Origin of the sequence: Sheuella amnicola (genome assembly GCF_010499255.1) — a bacterium.
GTDB lineage: Bacteria > Pseudomonadota > Gammaproteobacteria > Burkholderiales > Burkholderiaceae_B > Zwartia > Zwartia amnicola.
Genome location: NZ_JAAGRN010000002.1, coordinates 403,689 through 421,092, shown reverse-complemented (window position 1 = coordinate 421,092; position 17,404 = coordinate 403,689). Strand labels below are relative to the sequence as shown.

13 protein-coding genes and 1 pseudogene are annotated in these 17,404 nt (G+C 56.0%); 4 read left to right on the top strand and 10 right to left on the bottom strand.

The window, feature by feature from the left end; genetic code table 11:
- Positions 1–13: 13 nt before the first annotated feature.
- Complete coding sequence (locus tag G3I67_RS04625) at positions 14–1,204, bottom strand: MFS transporter (protein ID WP_163651978.1); 1,191 nt, start codon at positions 1,202–1,204, stop codon at positions 14–16.
- Positions 1,205–1,313: 109 nt separating this feature from the next.
- Between G3I67_RS04625 and uvrA the strand changes: the two genes are divergently transcribed.
- Positions 1,314–4,211: an excinuclease ABC subunit UvrA gene (uvrA, locus tag G3I67_RS04620; protein WP_163651977.1), complete on the top strand. Its 2,898-nt coding sequence runs from the start codon at positions 1,314–1,316 to the stop codon at positions 4,209–4,211.
- A 1-nt stretch (position 4,212) separates the two neighbouring features.
- Here the strand turns inward: uvrA and G3I67_RS04615 are convergent, their stop codons facing one another.
- The 4 genes and pseudogenes from G3I67_RS04615 to G3I67_RS04600 form a co-directional block, all read right to left on the bottom strand.
- Positions 4,213–4,905, bottom strand: coding sequence for a hypothetical protein (locus G3I67_RS04615; protein ID WP_163651975.1), 693 nt, complete (start codon positions 4,903–4,905; stop codon positions 4,213–4,215).
- 44 nt (positions 4,906–4,949) lie between these two features.
- Positions 4,950–6,086 carry a deoxyguanosinetriphosphate triphosphohydrolase gene (locus G3I67_RS04610; RefSeq protein ID WP_163651973.1) on the bottom strand — a complete coding sequence of 379 codons (1,137 nt, stop codon included), beginning with the start codon at positions 6,084–6,086 and terminating at the stop codon, positions 4,950–4,952.
- A 13-nt stretch (positions 6,087–6,099) separates the two neighbouring features.
- A complete protein-coding gene (gene aroB / locus G3I67_RS04605; RefSeq protein WP_163651971.1) occupies positions 6,100–7,179 on the bottom strand; it encodes a 3-dehydroquinate synthase in 1,080 nt (359 codons plus the stop codon).
- Positions 7,180–7,274: 95 nt separating this feature from the next.
- Positions 7,275–7,886, bottom strand: a pseudogene (locus G3I67_RS04600) (shikimate kinase); the annotation flags it as partial.
- Between the two features lie 126 nt (positions 7,887–8,012).
- Between G3I67_RS04600 and G3I67_RS04595 the strand changes: the two are divergent.
- Positions 8,013–10,394: a penicillin-binding protein 1A gene (locus tag G3I67_RS04595; RefSeq protein ID WP_163651967.1), complete on the top strand. Its 2,382-nt coding sequence runs from the start codon at positions 8,013–8,015 to the stop codon at positions 10,392–10,394.
- Positions 10,395–10,411: 17 nt separating this feature from the next.
- Here G3I67_RS04595 and cyaY read toward each other — a convergent pair whose 3' ends face one another.
- Complete coding sequence (cyaY, locus tag G3I67_RS04590; RefSeq protein WP_163651965.1) at positions 10,412–10,741, bottom strand: iron donor protein CyaY; 330 nt, start codon at positions 10,739–10,741, stop codon at positions 10,412–10,414.
- Positions 10,742–10,773: 32 nt separating this feature from the next.
- Between cyaY and lptM the strand changes: the two genes are divergently transcribed.
- Both lptM and lysA read left to right on the top strand, forming a co-directional pair.
- The gene (gene lptM / locus G3I67_RS04585; RefSeq protein WP_311197045.1) at positions 10,774–11,013 is read left to right on the top strand and encodes an LPS translocon maturation chaperone LptM; all 240 of its coding nucleotides are present in this window, start codon (positions 10,774–10,776) and stop codon (positions 11,011–11,013) included.
- A 32-nt stretch (positions 11,014–11,045) separates the two neighbouring features.
- Positions 11,046–12,341, top strand: coding sequence for a diaminopimelate decarboxylase (lysA, locus tag G3I67_RS04580; protein ID WP_163651963.1), 1,296 nt, complete (start codon positions 11,046–11,048; stop codon positions 12,339–12,341).
- Positions 12,342–12,412: 71 nt separating this feature from the next.
- Here the strand turns inward: lysA and G3I67_RS04575 are convergent, their stop codons facing one another.
- Genes G3I67_RS04575 through G3I67_RS04560 form a run of 4 tightly spaced genes read right to left on the bottom strand, consistent with a single transcriptional unit; the run spans position 12,413 to position 17,404 of the window.
- Entirely contained in the window at positions 12,413–13,435 is a 1,023-nt protein-coding gene (locus tag G3I67_RS04575; RefSeq protein ID WP_163651961.1) for a histone deacetylase family protein, read from the bottom strand.
- Complete coding sequence (locus G3I67_RS04570; RefSeq protein ID WP_163651959.1) at positions 13,435–14,820, bottom strand: FAD-binding oxidoreductase; 1,386 nt, start codon at positions 14,818–14,820, stop codon at positions 13,435–13,437. Before G3I67_RS04570 ends, G3I67_RS04575 begins: the two co-directional genes overlap by 1 nt.
- Complete coding sequence (locus G3I67_RS04565; protein WP_163651957.1) at positions 14,817–15,734, bottom strand: DMT family transporter; 918 nt, start codon at positions 15,732–15,734, stop codon at positions 14,817–14,819. Before G3I67_RS04565 ends, G3I67_RS04570 begins: the two co-directional genes overlap by 4 nt.
- Positions 15,731–17,404 carry an ABC transporter ATP-binding protein gene (locus G3I67_RS04560; RefSeq protein WP_163651955.1) on the bottom strand — a complete coding sequence of 558 codons (1,674 nt, stop codon included), beginning with the start codon at positions 17,402–17,404 and terminating at the stop codon, positions 15,731–15,733. The genes G3I67_RS04565 and G3I67_RS04560 overlap by 4 nt, the downstream gene beginning before the upstream one ends.

The window sequence follows — 17,404 nt, the reverse complement described above, 5'->3', positions numbered from 1 at the left end:
ATTGCTTTGAACTTCAATGCTCCAAGTTCAGGGGGCGCAACCCCCACGTCACTACAAGCCACAATGCGGATAAGGCGCATGCCGCCCAAAACACAGCGGCGGGACCGCCGTAAGCCACGAGTGATCCCCCCAATGCTCCACCCAGAAACAGGCCTGCAGCCTGCGAGGTATTGTAAAAACCAAGCGCCAGCCCTTTAAGCTCGGCAGGCGCCACGCGTGACACCAGGGAGGGTTGCAACGCTTCCAGAATGTTGAACATGACGAAAAATCCTGTCAGCGCAAAGGCCAGCGTGTAAAACCCGTGACTGGCAGCGGGAAGCAAGGCGCACACCAGAACCAGGCCGGCCACTGCCGTGCGCAACATGCCGCGATGGGCTCGGTGCTTTTCGGCAACAAAAATAGCGGGCACCATGAAAATAAAAGACCCGAAAATGACAGGCAGATAAACCTTCCACAGTTCGGCCGAGGTCAGCCCGCCCTCACGGATGAATAGCGGAGGCACAACCACAAACATCGCGACCTGGATCAGGTGCAGGCAAAACACACCAAAGTTCAAGCGCAACAGATCGATATGCGTCAACACCTGGCTTGGCTTTGCGGCAGCTCCGGTTTTGGGCGCTGCGGGCACAACCGGGACCACCCAGCGCGCCACCACCAGACACACCACGCCCAAAAGCGCAATTGTCCAGAATAATCCCGCCAAGCCGCCTGCGCCTACGATCAGCGGGGCAGCAACCAAAGAAACGGCGAACGACAAGCCAATCGAGCCGCCCACCATTGCCATGGCGCGGGTACGCACTTCGGGGCGCGTGGCATCCGCCAACCAGGCCGTGACCGCGGCTGAAATCGCGCCCGAACCCTGAATCGCGCGGCCCACCGTAATCCAGAACAAATCATCCGAAACAGCGCACAGCACGCTACCGGCGACAAACAGTAGCAACCCGGTCAACACCACAGGACGTCGGCCGAAGCGATCGGACGCCAACCCGAAGGGGATCTGCATGAAGGCCTGCGTCAGCCCATACATCCCCATGGCCAAACCGACCTTGGCCGGGTCTTGCCCACCGGGCAATCCGACTGCCGCAACGGCAAAAACAGGCAACAGCAAAAACAGGCCCAGCATGCGGGCGGCAAACAGTCCGGCCAGTGCGATGCTGGCGCGACGCTCGGTCGGGGTTAAGGCTAGGGTCGGAGATCTGGACATCTACAGGCTTAATTTGAGGCTAACTTGTGGCTGAATCTAATTCGAAAAGCAGTCTAACGCGTGAAGCGTCACCGCGTTATAGTACCAAGTTGCCTATCAGAATCGTGCCATGGACGAAATCCGCATTCGGGGTGCCCGCACCCATAACCTGAAAAATGTGTCGATCGACCTGCCTCGCCACAAGCTGGTGGTCGTCACCGGGCTTTCGGGCTCCGGCAAGTCATCCCTTGCGTTCGACACGCTCTATGCCGAAGGCCAGCGCCGCTACGTCGAAAGCCTGTCAGCCTACGCGCGCCAATTTCTGCAATTGATGGACAAGCCTGACGTTGACCTGATCGAAGGCCTGTCGCCCGCGATTTCGATCGAACAGAAAGCTGCCGGCCATAACCCGCGATCCACTGTCGGCACAATTACCGAAATCCATGATTACCTGCGCCTGCTGTTTGCCCGGGTTGGGACACCTTATTGCCCGTCTCACGGCCTGCCGCTGGCGGCTCAAAGCGTGAGCCAAATGGTCGACAGCGTCCTGGCCTGGCCAGCTGAGCGCAAACTGGCGATTCTGGCGCCCATCGCCAACAACCGCAAGGGCAGCTTTGACGAGGAATGCGCCAGCCTGCAGGCGCAAGGTTTTGTCCGCGTACGCGTCGACGGGCGCATGGTTGATCTGGACAGCATGCCGGAGCTCAACAAAAACGAAAAGCACAACATCGATGTTGTCATCGATCGTCTGCGCGTCAAACCCGAAAGCAAACAGCGACTGGCCGAAAGCTTCGAGACTGCGCTCACCCTTGCTCACGGACGCGTGATTGCGCTTGACATGGACAGCGATGAGGAACATCTGTTCTCCAGCCGATACGCTTGTCCGGTTTGCAGTCACAGTCTGCCGGAACTCGAACCGAGGCTATTTAGCTTTAACAATCCCGTTGGCGCTTGCCAAAGCTGCGACGGCATCGGGCATGTCGGTTTTTTCGATCCTAAGCGCGTGGTGGCTTTCCCCGAACTTAGTTTGGGATCGGGTGCGATTCGCGGCTGGGATAAACGCAACGCGTTCACCTTCACCATGCTATCGAGTCTGGCGACTCACTATGGATTCGATATCGAAACCCCATGGAACAATCTGTCTGGAGAGATGCGGCAAATCGTGCTGTTCGGTTCGGGCGAAACCGAAATACAGTTTTTTTATCTGAACGAAAAAGGCCGCAGCACGGTTAAGCGTCACCCCTTCGAGGGTGTGATCCCTAATCTCGAACGACGCTGGAAAGAGACCGATTCTTCGGCAGTGCGCGAAGAGTTGGGCAAATACAGAGCCGTGCGAACCTGTCCGGTGTGTCACGGTTCACGCCTTCGGGCCGAAGCGCGTCACGTCAGAATCGGCCATGAAAAAATCGCGCCACCCGAAACGCTGACAGGCACTCCAGTGGCGGAGCAATGGCAAGAGCGGGGGTTAGCCATTTACGAGGTCGAAGCCAAACCCTTATCTGACTGTCTAAGCTGGTTTCAACAACTAGCACTCACCGGATCCAAACAGGAAATCGCACAGCGCATCATTAAAGAAATCGAAGCGCGACTGACCTTTTTAAATAATGTCGGACTGAATTACCTGTCTCTTGATCGAAGCGCCGACACCATCTCGGGCGGCGAGGCTCAACGCATCCGGCTGGCCAGTCAAATCGGGTCGGGCCTGACCGGTGTGATGTATGTGCTGGACGAACCATCGATCGGTTTGCATCAGCGCGACAACGACAGGCTGATCGCAACCTTGCATCACTTGCGCGATTTGGGCAACAGCGTCATCGTGGTCGAGCATGATGAAGACATGATCCGCCAGGCCGATTGGGTGGTTGACATGGGGCCGGGCGCGGGTGAGCATGGCGGTCAGATTGTTGCGCAAGGCACGCCTGCGCAGGTCGAGGCCAACGCGAACTCAATGACCGGGCAATACATGAGCGGCGCCAAGTCGATTGCCGTACCCAAACGCCGCGCGATTGACGCGGATCAGAAATGGCTCGAGCTGACGGGCTGTCGGGGCAATAACCTGAAATCGGTTCACTTGCGGATTCCCGCCGGAAAGTTCGTTTGCATGACGGGCGTGTCTGGGTCGGGCAAGTCGACATTGATCAACGATACGCTGGCCATAGCGGTTTCCCGCGCGTTGCATCATGCGCAATCCGAACCCGCCCCCTACGACAATCTGACGGGCCTCGAACATTTCGACAAAATCATCAGCGTGGATCAAAGTCCGATCGGGCGCACGCCGCGCAGCAATCCGGCAACGTATACGGGCTTGTTCACGCCAATTCGCGAATTATTCGCGGGCGTTCCCGATGCGCGCGTGCGCGGCTACGATCCCGGCCGATTCAGCTTCAATGTCAAGGGCGGTCGCTGCGAGGCATGCCAGGGAGATGGCGTGGTCAAGGTCGAGATGCATTTCCTGCCGGACATGTATGTGCCATGCGATGCCTGTGCGGGCAAGCGCTATAACCGCGAAACACTCGAAATCAGATATCGCGGTCGCAATATCAGTGAAGTGCTTGATCTGACGGTGGAACAGGCGCTGGGCTATTTCGAGGCGGTTCCGGTCATCGCGCGCAAGCTGCAAACGTTGATGGATGTGGGTTTATCGTATTTGCGTCTGGGGCAAAGCGCCACCACCTTATCAGGAGGTGAAGCGCAACGCGTCAAGCTGTCGCTCGAACTATCCAAGCGCAGCACCGGACGCACGCTGTACATTCTGGACGAGCCGACAACAGGATTGCACTTTCAGGATATCGCCTTGTTGCTCGATGTACTGAATCAGCTTGTTGTCGCAGGCAATACGGTGGTGGTGATCGAACACAATCTGGATGTGATCAAGACTGCCGACTGGGTCATTGACATGGGTCCCGAAGGTGGTGATGGCGGCGGCAAAATCATCGCGCAAGGCACGCCGGAAGAAATTGCCGCCAGCAAGGCAAGCCACACCGGGCACTATCTGGCCCGGGTATTAAAGGCTGCCAAAAAGCGATAGATCAGGGAAACTTCACGCCCGCCGCACGCAACAAGGCGGCGGGTTCAGCCGGGCAAGCCGCTGAAACAACAAGCGGCACGGTCGAGTTGCACATTTGTCCGCCGGAAAATGACCAGGCTTTTTCAGGGCGGCCGGTATCCAGACTTTGAGCGTTCACGGTCGCTGAATCCCAGCGTCCCCAGTCCGCTTTGATGCGATTCGATTTTCTGCAACCACCCGATGTCTTGGCGTCGCAAATGTCCAATGCCTTGTTGATTGCGCTCTCGGCCGTGGGATAACCGCAAACGGCTGCTTGCGCGTGCAACACGCCACCGGCACGAACCGAACCTTGCTCGGACTCAACCGCGGCCGCCCAGCCTGTCGAACAGCTCGATTCGATCGAAACCGCCGGCAACGCCCCACCGGTGGTGCGTCTGTAATAGTCACGCACTAGCGCAACCGGATCGGCACCCTGCTTGATCTGCACGAATGCCATCTCGCACTTGCGTCCATTGGGCGCGCATAGCTGCACGAGCGTCAGACTTGCCTTGGGAGGTGTGGGCGCAGATAAGTTGTCGATCGGTGCCGGCGTGGTTCTGGCCGTCTGCGTAGGCGCACAGGCTGCCAACATCACCAAGCCTGCTGTGGCCACGGTCATCGACAAATAGCGCAACACGCCGCTTGTTGATTCTTTGAAAATACGTTGTGTACTCATCACAATCTCCTGTTGAGATTAGAACGGAAACAGTTCGAACAACATCACATTTGATCGCTCATCTCGAACAAGCGATGATGCTCGCGAATCGCGAATCGATCCGTCATGCCGGCGATGTAATCCGAAATCGCGCGGGCTTGCCGGATATCGTCGTCATGGCGATAGTCCGGAGGCAAAAGACGGGGATCGCCGAAAAAAGCCGAAAAAAGTTCACGTACGATTCGGCGCGCTTTGGTGGTCATGCGCACCACTTTGTAGTGTCGATAAAGGTTTTCAAATAAAAACTTTTTAAGCGTGTCCGCTTCTTGACGCACATGGTCGGAAAACGCGATCAATGGTCCGCAATGCCGCGCAGCCTCGGCATCTGCCGGTTGCGCCTGAAGCAGTTTGGCCGAACTTGTCTGTGTCACATCGACGATCAGCGTATTGATCATGCGCCTGATGGTTTCGGAGATCACGCGACGCTCGGGCAGATCCGGCCAGGCCAGGTGCACTTGCGCGAAATGCCGCGCGAAAATCGGCACCGACTGCATTTGCTCGACCGTCAATAAGCCGGAGCGCAGACCGTCATCGATGTCATGATTGTTATAGGCGATTTCATCGGCCAGATTCGCCAACTGCGCCTCCAGCGAGGGCTGAGTGCGATCCAGAAACCGCTTGCCCACATCTCCGAGCAACTTGGCGTGGGCGACGGAACAGTGCTTGAGAATTCCTTCACGTGTCTCGAAGCACAGGTTCAGACCGTTGAACGAGGGATAGCGCTCTTCGAGCTCGTCGCAAACGCGCAAGCTTTGCAAATTGTGCTCGAAACCTCCGGCTTGCGGAGCAAATTCGCGCATGCAGGCGTTGAGCTCATCCTGACCCGCGTGACCAAACGGAGTGTGCCCCAGATCATGCGCCAAGGCGATGGCCTCGGTCAGATCCTCGTTCAGTTTCAGGCTACGCGCCAGCACGCGGGCGATTTGCGCGACTTCGAGCGAATGCGTCAGACGCGTTCTGAACAGATCGCCTTCATGGTTAATGAAGACCTGTGTTTTGTATTCAAGCCGTCTAAAAGCGGTCGCATGAATAATCCGATCCCGATCGCGCTGAAACTCGCTGCGATTAACCGGTGCCGGCTCGGCATGGCGACGGCCTCGACTCAATTCGGAACGAAGTGCGTATGCCGCCAACTCGGTCATGCTCGCTATCCTTTCAAGCAGTATTGCGCAGGATCACGCGCGCAACCATGTCAGCCGGAGCGCTGCGACGAATCGACTCGCCTATGCGGGGCAACAGCACGAAGGTGATCTGGCCGCCTTCGGTTTTTTTGTCGCCCATCATCAACGACACCCATTGATCGACACCTTCCAGACGGGGTCCTTGCACTGGACAACCGATGGCAGCGACCAGGTTGCGCACGCGCTCGACATCGGCAGTCGGAAATCCCAGCAACTCGGCCGACAGATCGGCCGCCATGACCAGCCCGCAGCCGACGGCTTCACCATGCAACCATTGGCCATATCCCATGCCCGCCTCGATGGCGTGGCCGAAGGTATGCCCCAGATTCAGAATGGCGCGCATGCCGGTTTCGCGCTCGTCTTTAGACACCACCCAGGCCTTGTATTCACAAGATTTACGGATGGCGATGGCCAGCAATTCGGGATCGCGGGCACGCAAGGCAGCCGCATGTTGCTCACACCAGGCAAAAAACTCCGAATCGAGAATCAGGCCGTACTTGATGACCTCGGCAAGGCCGGCGGACATTTCGCGATCGGGCAGGGTATTCAACACTTCGGTATCGATTTCGACGGCGATGGGTTGGTAAAAAGCGCCAATCATGTTTTTGCCCATTGGATGGTTCACAGCGGTTTTGCCGCCAACCGAAGAATCCACTTGAGACAGGAGCGTTGTCGGAACCTGCACAAAACGCACGCCACGCATATAGACCGCCGCGGCAAAGCCCGCCATGTCGCCAATGACTCCACCGCCCAACGCCACGATGACGCTACGGCGATCCAGCTTGGCGCCCAGCATGGCATCGAAAATCTGATTCAGGGTATCCAGGCTTTTATACGCCTCGCCATCAGGCAACATCACTGTAATGATTTTGCGACCGGTTTTGGCAAGCTCGCGCGTCACCCGATCCCCCATCAGCGCATGCACGACAGGATTGGTCACCAGCGCAATCGATGTGGCATCGTCCGGTATGGTCGCTGCAAGTGTGTCCAGGCGTCCGGGGGCGATACGAATCGGATATTCGCCGCCCGGGGTGGCGACATTTACTGTTTGCATGCTTGATTCTCTGTTGCGGGATCCTCACCGGGCGCAGGATGCACGAAAGGCTGAAATGCCTGTGCTTGATAAGGCTTGGCAAGAGGATCAATGGTTTTTTCAATGGTTTTGAGTCGATCGACCAGTCGTGCGACCAGTTGGGACACCGGGGTCGTGCCGGTATCGATGATCACATCGGCCACCTCGTTGTATAGCGGTTCGCGCATCTCGAGCAGTTTGCGCAAGGTGCCTTTTGGATCGGGCGTGGCCAGCAAGGGGCGATTGCGGTCGCGACTGGTGCGACGAAACAGCTCGTCGACACTGGCGCGCAGGTACACGACGATGCCTCTTGCACGCAATGAAGCCCGGTTCTGCTCCGATAAAACAGCACCACCCCCTGTTGCCATCACGATGTTCTGGCGGATGGTGCAATCTTCAAGGACCTGGCATTCGCGCTTGCGAAACCCGGCTTCGCCTTCGATCTCGAAGATCACCGGAATCCGGACCCCGCAGCGCGCCTCGAGTTCATGGTCCAGATCAACGAAATCGCGCTGCAGGACACGAGCCAACCCCTTGCCAATCGTGGTTTTGCCGGCCCCCATCATGCCAACAAGAAAAATAGGCAAGGTATGAGGCAGAGCGACGGCGGCGTCAGGCTGAACCTGGGCATCCGGAGGCGAAATCTGGTCGCAGGCAGGCTGCGTCGCGGGTGTGAACTCGTTATTCATGCCGTCATTATCCCATTGACAAGCACTCTATGGGGACAGGGCCTTGAAATCCGATGAAACCATTTACCGGGGTTGTACCTCTAAAGAGCTCAGCAAATACCCATAAAACCTTTAAAATGACGCCCAATGAGCAAATCTTCCGAACACTACGACGACGATCGGGACGATAGCGACAAGCCTCAGGGCTCGCGCATTCTCCGGTTTTTTCTCAAACTGACCATTCTGGGCGCAGGCCTGTTGGCGTGCGGAGCGCTTCTGGGCGGCATGGCTCTGGCTCTGGCTTGGCCAAACCTGCCGGATCTGAATGCGATGACCGACTATCGGCCACGCGTGCCCCTGCGCATCTACACCGCGGACAAGGTCTTGATCGGTGAATTTGGCGAAGAGCGTCGAAACGTTTTGCGCTTTAATGAAATCCCCGATGTGATGAAGTCGGCGGTACTGTCGGCCGAAGATGACCGCTTCTACCAGCATGGCGGCATCGACTGGTTCGGCGTAGTGCGCGCCGGCTTGACCAACCTGATGTCGATGCAGAAAGCCCAGGGCGCCAGCACCATCACCATGCAGGTTGCGCGCAATTTCTATCTGTCGTCCGAAAAAACATTTTCTCGTAAATTCTATGAGCTGCTTCTGACATTCAAGATAGAGGCCAGCCTCACAAAAGACCAGATCCTCGAGCTTTACCTGAACCAGATCTATCTGGGCAACCGTGCCTATGGCTTTGCCGCGGCATCGCGTACCTATCTGGGCAAGCCTTTATCCGACCTCACCGCTGCCGATGCCGCATTGCTGGCAGGCATTCCCAAGGCGCCCTCGCGCTTTAACCCGATCGCCAACAAGCCGCGCGCGGTTGTGCGCCAACGCTATGTGCTGGGACGCATGCACTCGCTGGGTTATCTGACGGATGCTGAATACAAAGCCGCGCTTGCGCAACCCGTGGTGATCAAGTCGGCCGAGGGCACGCCAGCAGGCGGATATGCCGTGCATGGCGAATACGCGGCCGAACTGGCACGCCAGCTGATGATCAGTGTCTATCCCGATAATGTCTACTCACGTGGCCTGAATGTCTACACAACAATCCAGTCCAAGGATCAGGAATGGGCCTATCAGTCCTTGCGCGAAGGCGTGCTTGATTACACGCGTCGCGCGCCTTATCCCGGCCCCGAAGCGCAATTGACCATGCCCGCTGGCATCGAAAACGATCCGGCCAAGCTCGACGAGTTTCTGGACGGGGTATTCGACAAGTATCACGATCGCACCGAGATGCTGATCGGTGTCGTTCTGTCCGTCAAGCCCGATGAAATCCGCGTGGCGCGCAGTGCCTCCGAAATCATCTCGATCAAGGATAAGAAGGCTCTGGGCGTGATTGCCCGCGCATTGAATCCGAAAGCGCCGCCCGAATTACGTTTGCAACGGGGCTCTGTGGTCTATCTGCACAAAAGTCCGGACTACTGGGAAATCCTGAACATGCCGACGGTGCAGTCCGCCTTTGTGGCCCTGACGCCGCAGGATGGCGCTTTGCGCGCAATGGTGGGCGGATTCGACTTCTACCATGGCAACTTCAACCGAGTGACGCAAGCCTGGCGCCAACCTGGTTCTTCGTTCAAGCCGTTCATCTACGCTGCATCGCTTGAGCGCGGTCTGACACCGAATACGATGATCTCCGACATGCCGTTCGAGTTGTCGGCCGAGCAGACCGGATCAAAAGCCTGGTCGCCTAAAAACTATGGCGGCCAGTACGAACCGATGCTGACCATGCGCGAGGCCATCGCCAAGTCGAAAAACATGGTGTCGATCCGCATCCTGCAATCCATCGGCCCTAAATATGCGCAGGAATACATTACGCGTTTCGGTTTCGATAAATCGCGTCACGCCGCTGTGTTGCCGATGGCGTTGGGCGCAGGATCGGTTACCCCCATGCAACTGGCGACCGGCTTTGCCGTATTCGCAAATGGCGGCTACCGGATCACGCCTTATCTGATCGACAAAGTGACCGATGCCAATGACCAGGTCATCATGCAGGCCAAGCCAGTCATCGCAGGCGACGCATCGGCGCGCGCGATCGATCCGCGCACAGCCTATGTTATGGACGATATGCTGCGTGGCGTCGCAACCTCCGGTACGGCCGCGCGCGCCAAGCAAGTGCTTAAGCGCAACGATCTGGCCGGCAAGACCGGCACGACAAATGAATCCGTGGACGCATGGTTTGCTGGCTACACCCCTCAATTGGTTGGCGTGGCCTGGCTAGGTTACGATCAACCCAAGTCTCTTGGATCAAGAGAGACGGGTGGTGGTGCCGCATTGCCGGTCTGGATGGGCTATATGCAAAATGCGCTCAAAGCCTTCCCGGAAGAAAAACGTCCTGGCCCGCCCGATGGCCTGATTGTCGAGGGCGGCAACTTTTATTTCAGCGAGTTCCCGCCCGGTCAATCGGTGACAAAAATCGGTTTGCCGGAAAAGGACTCGCTGGGCGACTTTCTGAACAATATCGGTGGCAGTAAAAGGTAAACCGACGAGTTTGGGGATCAGAGCTTGACCTGTAGTGCCTGACCGGTTGCGTCAGAACAGATTTTCGAAAGCGCGTCGTGCAAGTCTGCGCCGCCGCGGGTGTCCTTCCAATGCTGGCCATCAAACCGGTAATGAAACCCGCCGCTGCGCGCTGCCAGCCACATCTCCTGCAACGGGGCTTGGCTGTTGATAACGACCTGGTGGCCGTTTTCGAAGATCAGGTTCAGCACATTACCCTGACGCGCGGTTTCCACGTCGAGGTCCAGATCTTCGAACCAGTGGTCCGCCTGGGCTTCGATCGCATCCAGAATGGCCGTAGCACGTGCATGAAATTCAGTATCGTTCATAATCCTTATCCTCACGTTCGAGGGAGTTTGCAGTGATCAGCAGAATCCGCCACCGCAGTGTTGTTCGCATTGTAGCGATGCTCGCGCTAGCATCGTGGATAACCGCGTGCGGCTACAAGGGCCCGCTCTATATGCCGGCTAAGCCCACCCCATTCAAACCGGATTCTTCACCCGACTCCATGTATGGCATCACACCCGATGAAGGCACGACCACCATCCCGTTCCTGGATGAAGATCTGATGCTTGCACCGATGCCTATTGTCATCGAATAACAATTAATTACTTGAATACCCATAGCAACAACATGACTGCTCAATCCGCAAAAACAACAGCCACGCCCGCCGGTTCGCCGAATTTTCACTACAAAAACGGCGTATTACATGCCGAAGGGGTCAGTCTGGCTGCACTGGCAAATGACTTAGGCACGCCGCTCTACGTTTATTCTCGCGCCGCGTTGGCCACAGCGTTTACCGCTTATCAGCAGGCGGCGGGTTCGCATAGCGTACTAATTTGTTATGGCATGAAAGCCAATTCAAACCTGGCCGTGCTCAAAGAGTTCGCGCGCCTAGGCAGCGGCTTTGACATTGTTTCGGGTGGAGAGCTGGCCCGCGTGCTGGCCGCAGGCGCCAATCCGGGCAAAGTGGTGTTTTCGGGCGTAGGCAAGCAAGTCTGGGAAATGCAGGCGGCACTGAATGCCGGAGTCAAATGCTTTAACGTCGAGTCAGTGCCTGAGCTCAAGCGTTTGTCCTCAGTCGCTACTCAAATGGGTAAAACTGCGCCTGTTTCATTACGCGTCAATCCCGATGTGGACGCCAAAACGCATCCCTATATTTCGACCGGGCTTAAAGAAAACAAATTCGGCATCGCGATCGAAGAAGCGGCCGAGGCCTACAAGCTTGCGTCCACGCTGCCGGGCATCGCCGTGGTTGGTGTCGATTGCCACATCGGATCCCAAATCACCGAGGTCGATCCCTATCTGGATGCGTTGGACAAATTGCTCAAGCTCATCGCGCAGCTTGATAGCATGGGAATCAAGCTCAAGCACCTGGATCTGGGGGGTGGCTTGGGCATCCGTTATGACGACGAAACGCCCCTGGCCCCAAAAGTATTGCTGGATCGTGTCTTCACCCAACTGCAAACGCGCGGGTTCGGTCACCTCGAGCTCGTGCTCGAGCCGGGTCGTTCGCTTGTCGGCAATGCCGGCGTGATGCTGACAACCGTTCAATATCTCAAGCTGACCGAAGCGCGTAATTTCGCGATTGTTGATGCCGCGATGAACGACTTGATGCGCCCCGCACTGTACGAAGCGTGGCATGGCGTATTGCCGGTTGCCCCACGAACAACCGAGGGCGTGCTGTACGACGTGGTCGGACCTGTCTGTGAAAGCGCCGACTGGCTAGCGCGCGCGCGCACCTTGTCGCTTGAACAAGGCGATGTGCTGGCCATCGAATCGGCCGGTGCCTACGGTTTTGTGATGGCGGGGAACTACAACAGCCGCCCGCGTCCCGCCGAAGTGATGGTCGATGGCGATCGCTTTCATGTGATTCGTCAGCGCGAAACTTTCGAGGATCTGATCCGCGGGGAAAGCTGCTTGCCTTGAAATTTCGAAATAATAAAAAAAGCCTCGATCATCCCGTGATGTTCGAGGCTTTGTCTTATTTATAAATCCATTTATTTGTTATACAAAAACCCGTTGAAAAAGCTCACGGTATTCGCAGCAAGCGTGTCGATGTGATAACCGCCCTCTTGCACGACAACTGTCGGCAGGTTCAATGCGGCAATTTCGCGACCCAGACGGCCAAAGCCTTCAGTAGTCACTGCTACTTTGGACTGAGGATCATCCTTGTAAATATCAAAGCCTAGCGCCAGTACGACCGCATCGGGCTTGTACCCCCGCAGCGCATCAAGTGCCTGTTTAACGCGCTCGAAAAACACCGCCTCGGATGATCCGTGCGGCATCGGCAGATTCAGGTTGTAACCCTTGCCGCCTGCTTCTCCGCCCTCATCATCAAAGCCCGCAGTGGCAGGATAGAAATTGGTGGGGTCGCCATGCACCGAGATGTAATACACATCATCCCGGTTGTAGAAAATTTCCTGCACGCCTTGTCCATGATGCATGTCGGTGTCCAGAATCACCACGCGCTTGTATTTCTGGCGCAGCAACTCAGCACTAATCGCTGCGTTGTTGATGTAGCAGAATCCGCCTGCCGCGTCTTTGCGGGTGTGGTGTCCGGGCGGACGGCAAAGTGCGTAGGCTTTTTGATCGCCATCGAGCACCGCCTTGGTTGCCGCGATAGCCGACTGTGCGCCCCAATAGGACGATGTCCAGGTATCCGGGCCGATCGGGCAGCTGCCGTCGGCAAGATAGCGACCGGTCTCACCCAGAATGCCGCGCATGGCATTGGGGGATCGAACATACACGTTGGACATCACTTCGGCACCCCATTCCGGGCCATTATCCGTCCAGCGTTTGTGTGCGGTTTCAAGATAGGTTAAATATTTTGGATCATGAACGGCTTGTAGCGGCGCCATTCCGAAATCGGCCGGTTCGGTCACGGGCAGATTCAGTTGCTGCAGCCCTTTCAGGATCTGCACTGCGCGCTCGGGGATTTCTTGCGGCACGCGCATCTGGCCGCGCGAAAAATAACTTTTTGGATGATGCAATTTTTGTTTGGGATGGAAAAAGGATTTCATCAGATCACCTTGCCTGGATTGAGGATATTTTTCGGGTCGAGTGTATTTTTGAGCAGCTTCATCAAAGCTAACTCGGACTCGGTTCTGGAGTAGTGCAAATACTTTTTCTTTTTAAGGCCGATGCCGTGTTCGGCCGAAATTGATCCGCCGAATTCACGTACCGTATCGTAAATGCATTCATCCACGATTGCGGCCGGATATGCTTCGCGCGTACCCGGCACATGAACAACCACATGGATATTGCTGTCGCCGATATGACCAAAATGCGCGTATTCACATGTCGGAATCTCACGGCTCAGGCGATTTTGCAGTTTAGCGACAAAGGTGGCCATATCGCCTATGGGCAAACTGACATCGTATCCTCGATATGGCGACCAAATGACCGGAAACTCGGATACGGCGTCGCGCAGACGCCAGAAATCGGCTGCCTCCTTGCCCGACTGCGCGATCGCGGCATCGATCACCGTGCCTTGTTCCATCGCGTCCTCAAGCAGCGTCGAATAGCGCTGCTGGTCGTAATCGCTTAAGTCGCTGGCTAGTTCGATCAGCACATATGCGGGCGATTTGGTCGGCAGCGGGGTGCGCACGCCCGGGACGCGTTCTGTCATGAAATCATAAAAATCGGGCCACATGACTTCGTACGACATCAAGGCGCCACCAATTTGTTTAAGATGGGCTAAAAACGTCACAGCGGCTTCGGGCGATGCCAGTCCGCAAAACGCGGTGAAGTATCCCGGCGTCAACGCATGCAATCTCAGCACGGCGCGCGTCACGATACCCAACGTACCCTCGGATCCTATAAACAATTGCTTCAAGTCGTAACCAGCATTGTTCTTGAGCATTTTATTCAGGCTATTGACGATGGTGCCATCGGCCAACACCACTTCCAAGCCCAGGATTTGTTCACGCATCATGCCGTAGCGGATGACGCGATTGCCGCCAGCGTTGGTGGAAATATTCCCACCCACCTGACACGAGCCACGCGCGCCCAAGTCGACTGCAAAATACAGGCCTGCCTTTACGGCCGATTCTTGTACAACCTGCAAAGGCGTACCGGCACGAACCGTCATGGTGGATGCAGCCGGATCGATTTCTTCAATTCCGCTCAACCGCTCCATCGAAACGACGACTTCTCCATCTTCGGGCAACCCGCCCGATACCAATCCAGTCATACCGCCTTGCACCGTAACGGGCTGATTATGCTGGTGACACAATTTCATCACGGCCGAAACTTCTTCAGTATTGGCCGGACGCACTACCGCTAACGGCTCGCGCTCGGCCGATTTTTGCCAATCAGTTTTATATCGGGGTTCGATCGCATCGCCGGACAAAACATAGGCTTTACCGATCGCTTGTTCGAATGCCTGAATCAATTCCTGGCTCATCGCTTAACAACTCCTGTCCTAATCAACATCGGCAGGGTCAGTGACAACCCTGCGCCGACAATAAGTGCCATCCCCGCAAATGACATCAAACTAGGGGATTGATCAAAAAATATTTTGCTTAAGATGACTGCGACAATCAACTGAAAGTAATTGATCGGCGCAAGAGTCGATGCCGGGACGAACTTGAACGCAAATATTAATAAATACTGTCCCAACGCACCACAAAAGCCCATCAACCCCAACTCTACGATTTCGGATGCGGGAGGCAAGGCATCAGGCCAGTAAAAAAACAGAACGAACAACCCCATCGGCCAACAAATAATCGCAGCGTAAAAAAACTGCTGTTCGCTGATCACGCGATGCGTGAGTTTGCGAGTCAATAACTGAACCATGGCAAATGATGTCGCTGCAATCAGCATCAATCCGCTACCGATGAGCGAGATTTCGCCTCCGGGATTAACGATCAGCAACATGCCGATCAGGCCTGTCAGCACGGCCAGATACTGCTTGATCGTGACATGCTCTCCCAACACCATGGGGGCAAGAATGACAACGATCAGGGGGGCCAGAAAATACAAAGCGGTCGCTTCACCAAGAGGCAAGTAAATCAGGGCGGGCATGAAACAAATGCCGACGATACCCAAACAAAAACCTCTGAGGATCAACAAGCGCCGCTCGGCGACTTCGACTCTAAATGGCACGCGCTTGACTAGCATCATGGTGATCGCCATCAACACCACGACACTATAGCGAACCATATTGACCAGCGGAGCGGGATTGCGCGAAACAAGATCTTTGGCAAGCGCATCAAGCGCGGCCAACGTTGATAGGGCGCACAGGAAGAATGCGCATCCTTTTAAAAACTGACCTTGCTGTTGATGCATCCCGACCGCTTGCTGCTTCATTTGACTCATGCCCGATTCGCCATGGGCTTCCAGTCCTGCCCCGGGATCGCGGCAATCAGTTTTTTGGTGTAGGGATCCTTCGGTTGATCGAAGACCTCGGTCGGCGCGCCGCGCTCGACGATGCGACCCTTGTGCATGACAACGATCTGATCGCAAATCTGGGCGGCGACTCTCAAATCATGGGTGATAAAAATCATCGCCACATTGAGCCGTTGCTGTATATCCTGCAACAACTTAAGTACCTGTGCCTGAACGGACACGTCTAGCGCCGACACTGACTCGTCTGCCACCAGCAATTCAGGATTCAGCGCTAAGGCGCGCGCAATTCCGATTCGCTGGCGCTGTCCTCCAGAAAAAGCATTGGGATAACGATCGAAGGCGGATTCTTCCAGCTCGACCAGTTTAAGCAGCTCGCGGGCTCGCAGCTCGGCCTGCGCACGCGGCACACCATTGGCGATCGGTCCATCCGTCAGGATACGTCCCACGGTATGTCTCGGATTCAGGGAAGCGAACGGATCCTGAAAAATCATCTGGATTTTGTGACGCAGCGGTCTGAATTGGGCAGGATCAAGCGGCGCGATATCTTTGCCGTCAAACAACATCTGGCCGCTATCGATATCGATCAATTTCAGCAAACATTTACCGATGGTCGATTTACCCGAGCCCGATTCGCCCACAATCCCCAGGGTTTGGCCACGTCGAACCGTCAAGCTGACGTCATCGACCGCCTTGACCACTCGCTTTTGCACAAATAGGCCGCGCGCAGTGACATAGGTTTTGCGCAGATTTTTGACTTCTAGAACTGGTGTATTCGCAAGACCACTTTGTTGCAACAGCTCCGCCTGCAGGTCCTGCTGCGTCTCTTTGTTCGAACCATGCGGAACGGCGGCGATCAATCGTTTAGTGTAGGGGTGCTGCGGTCGATTGAGAATCTCCTTGGCAGCACCTTGCTCGACGACCAGCCCCTTTTCCATCACAAGGACTCGATCTGCGATATCGGCCACGACACCAAAGTCGTGCGTGATGAACATCACCGCCATATGCATCGCGCTCTGGATATCCTTGATCAGTTTCAGAATCTGCGCTTGTGTCGTGACATCCAAAGCAGTAGTCGGCTCGTCCGCAATCAGGATTGCAGGTTCAAGCGCCAGCGCCATTGCGATCATGACGCGCTGGCGCTGCCCGCCTGATAACCTGAAAGGATAGGCATGCTGCAGAGTCTCAGGATCTGGCAATCCGACCAGGCGCAATAATTCCAGCACGCGGGCGGTTCTCGCCGCACCGGAATAAAGCTGATGCACCGCCATCACTTCGGCGATCTGGTCGCCGACCTTCATCACCGGATTCAGTGCGGACATCGGTTCCTGAAAAATCATGCCGATATCTTTGCCGCGCAACCCCAACAACGTCTCTTCTGACTGTTGCAACAAATCCTGATCGCGAAACAGAATGCGGCCGGATTCCGGCTTCAGATACGTCGGAAGTAGACCCATAATTGCATTGGCGCTGATGGATTTGCCCGAACCGGATTCACCGACGATGCACAAGATTTCGTTTTTGTTGAGGGTAAAGCTGACGTCTCGCACCGCATACGGACGATCGCCCCCCGCAGGCAACGCAACGGTCAAGTTCTGAACTTGCAGCAATGCATCGGATCGGCTGGATGTTTGATCACGCAT

Bases quoted from the DNA above. Each gene is read 5' to 3' on its own strand.
- cyaY (WP_163651965.1), bottom strand. From the start codon at position 10,741: ATGAACGATACTGAATTTCATGCACGTGCTACGGCCATTCTGGATGCG.
- G3I67_RS04575 (WP_163651961.1), bottom strand. From the start codon at position 13,435: ATGAAATCCTTTTTCCATCCCAAACAAAAATTGCATCATCCAAAAAGT.
- uvrA (WP_163651977.1), top strand. From the start codon at position 1,314: ATGGACGAAATCCGCATTCGGGGTGCCCGCACCCATAACCTGAAAAAT.
- G3I67_RS04595 (WP_163651967.1), top strand. From the start codon at position 8,013: ATGAGCAAATCTTCCGAACACTACGACGACGATCGGGACGATAGCGAC.
- G3I67_RS04570 (WP_163651959.1), bottom strand. From the start codon at position 14,820: ATGAGCCAGGAATTGATTCAGGCATTCGAACAAGCGATCGGTAAAGCC.
- G3I67_RS04565 (WP_163651957.1), bottom strand. From the start codon at position 15,734: ATGAGTCAAATGAAGCAGCAAGCGGTCGGGATGCATCAACAGCAAGGT.
- G3I67_RS04615 (WP_163651975.1), bottom strand. From the start codon at position 4,905: ATGAGTACACAACGTATTTTCAAAGAATCAACAAGCGGCGTGTTGCGC.
- G3I67_RS04610 (WP_163651973.1), bottom strand. From the start codon at position 6,086: ATGACCGAGTTGGCGGCATACGCACTTCGTTCCGAATTGAGTCGAGGC.
- G3I67_RS04625 (WP_163651978.1), bottom strand. From the start codon at position 1,204: ATGTCCAGATCTCCGACCCTAGCCTTAACCCCGACCGAGCGTCGCGCC.
- aroB (WP_163651971.1), bottom strand. From the start codon at position 7,179: ATGCAAACAGTAAATGTCGCCACCCCGGGCGGCGAATATCCGATTCGT.
- G3I67_RS04560 (WP_163651955.1), bottom strand. From the start codon at position 17,404: ATGCGTGATCAAACATCCAGCCGATCCGATGCATTGCTGCAAGTTCAG.
- lysA (WP_163651963.1), top strand. From the start codon at position 11,046: ATGACTGCTCAATCCGCAAAAACAACAGCCACGCCCGCCGGTTCGCCG.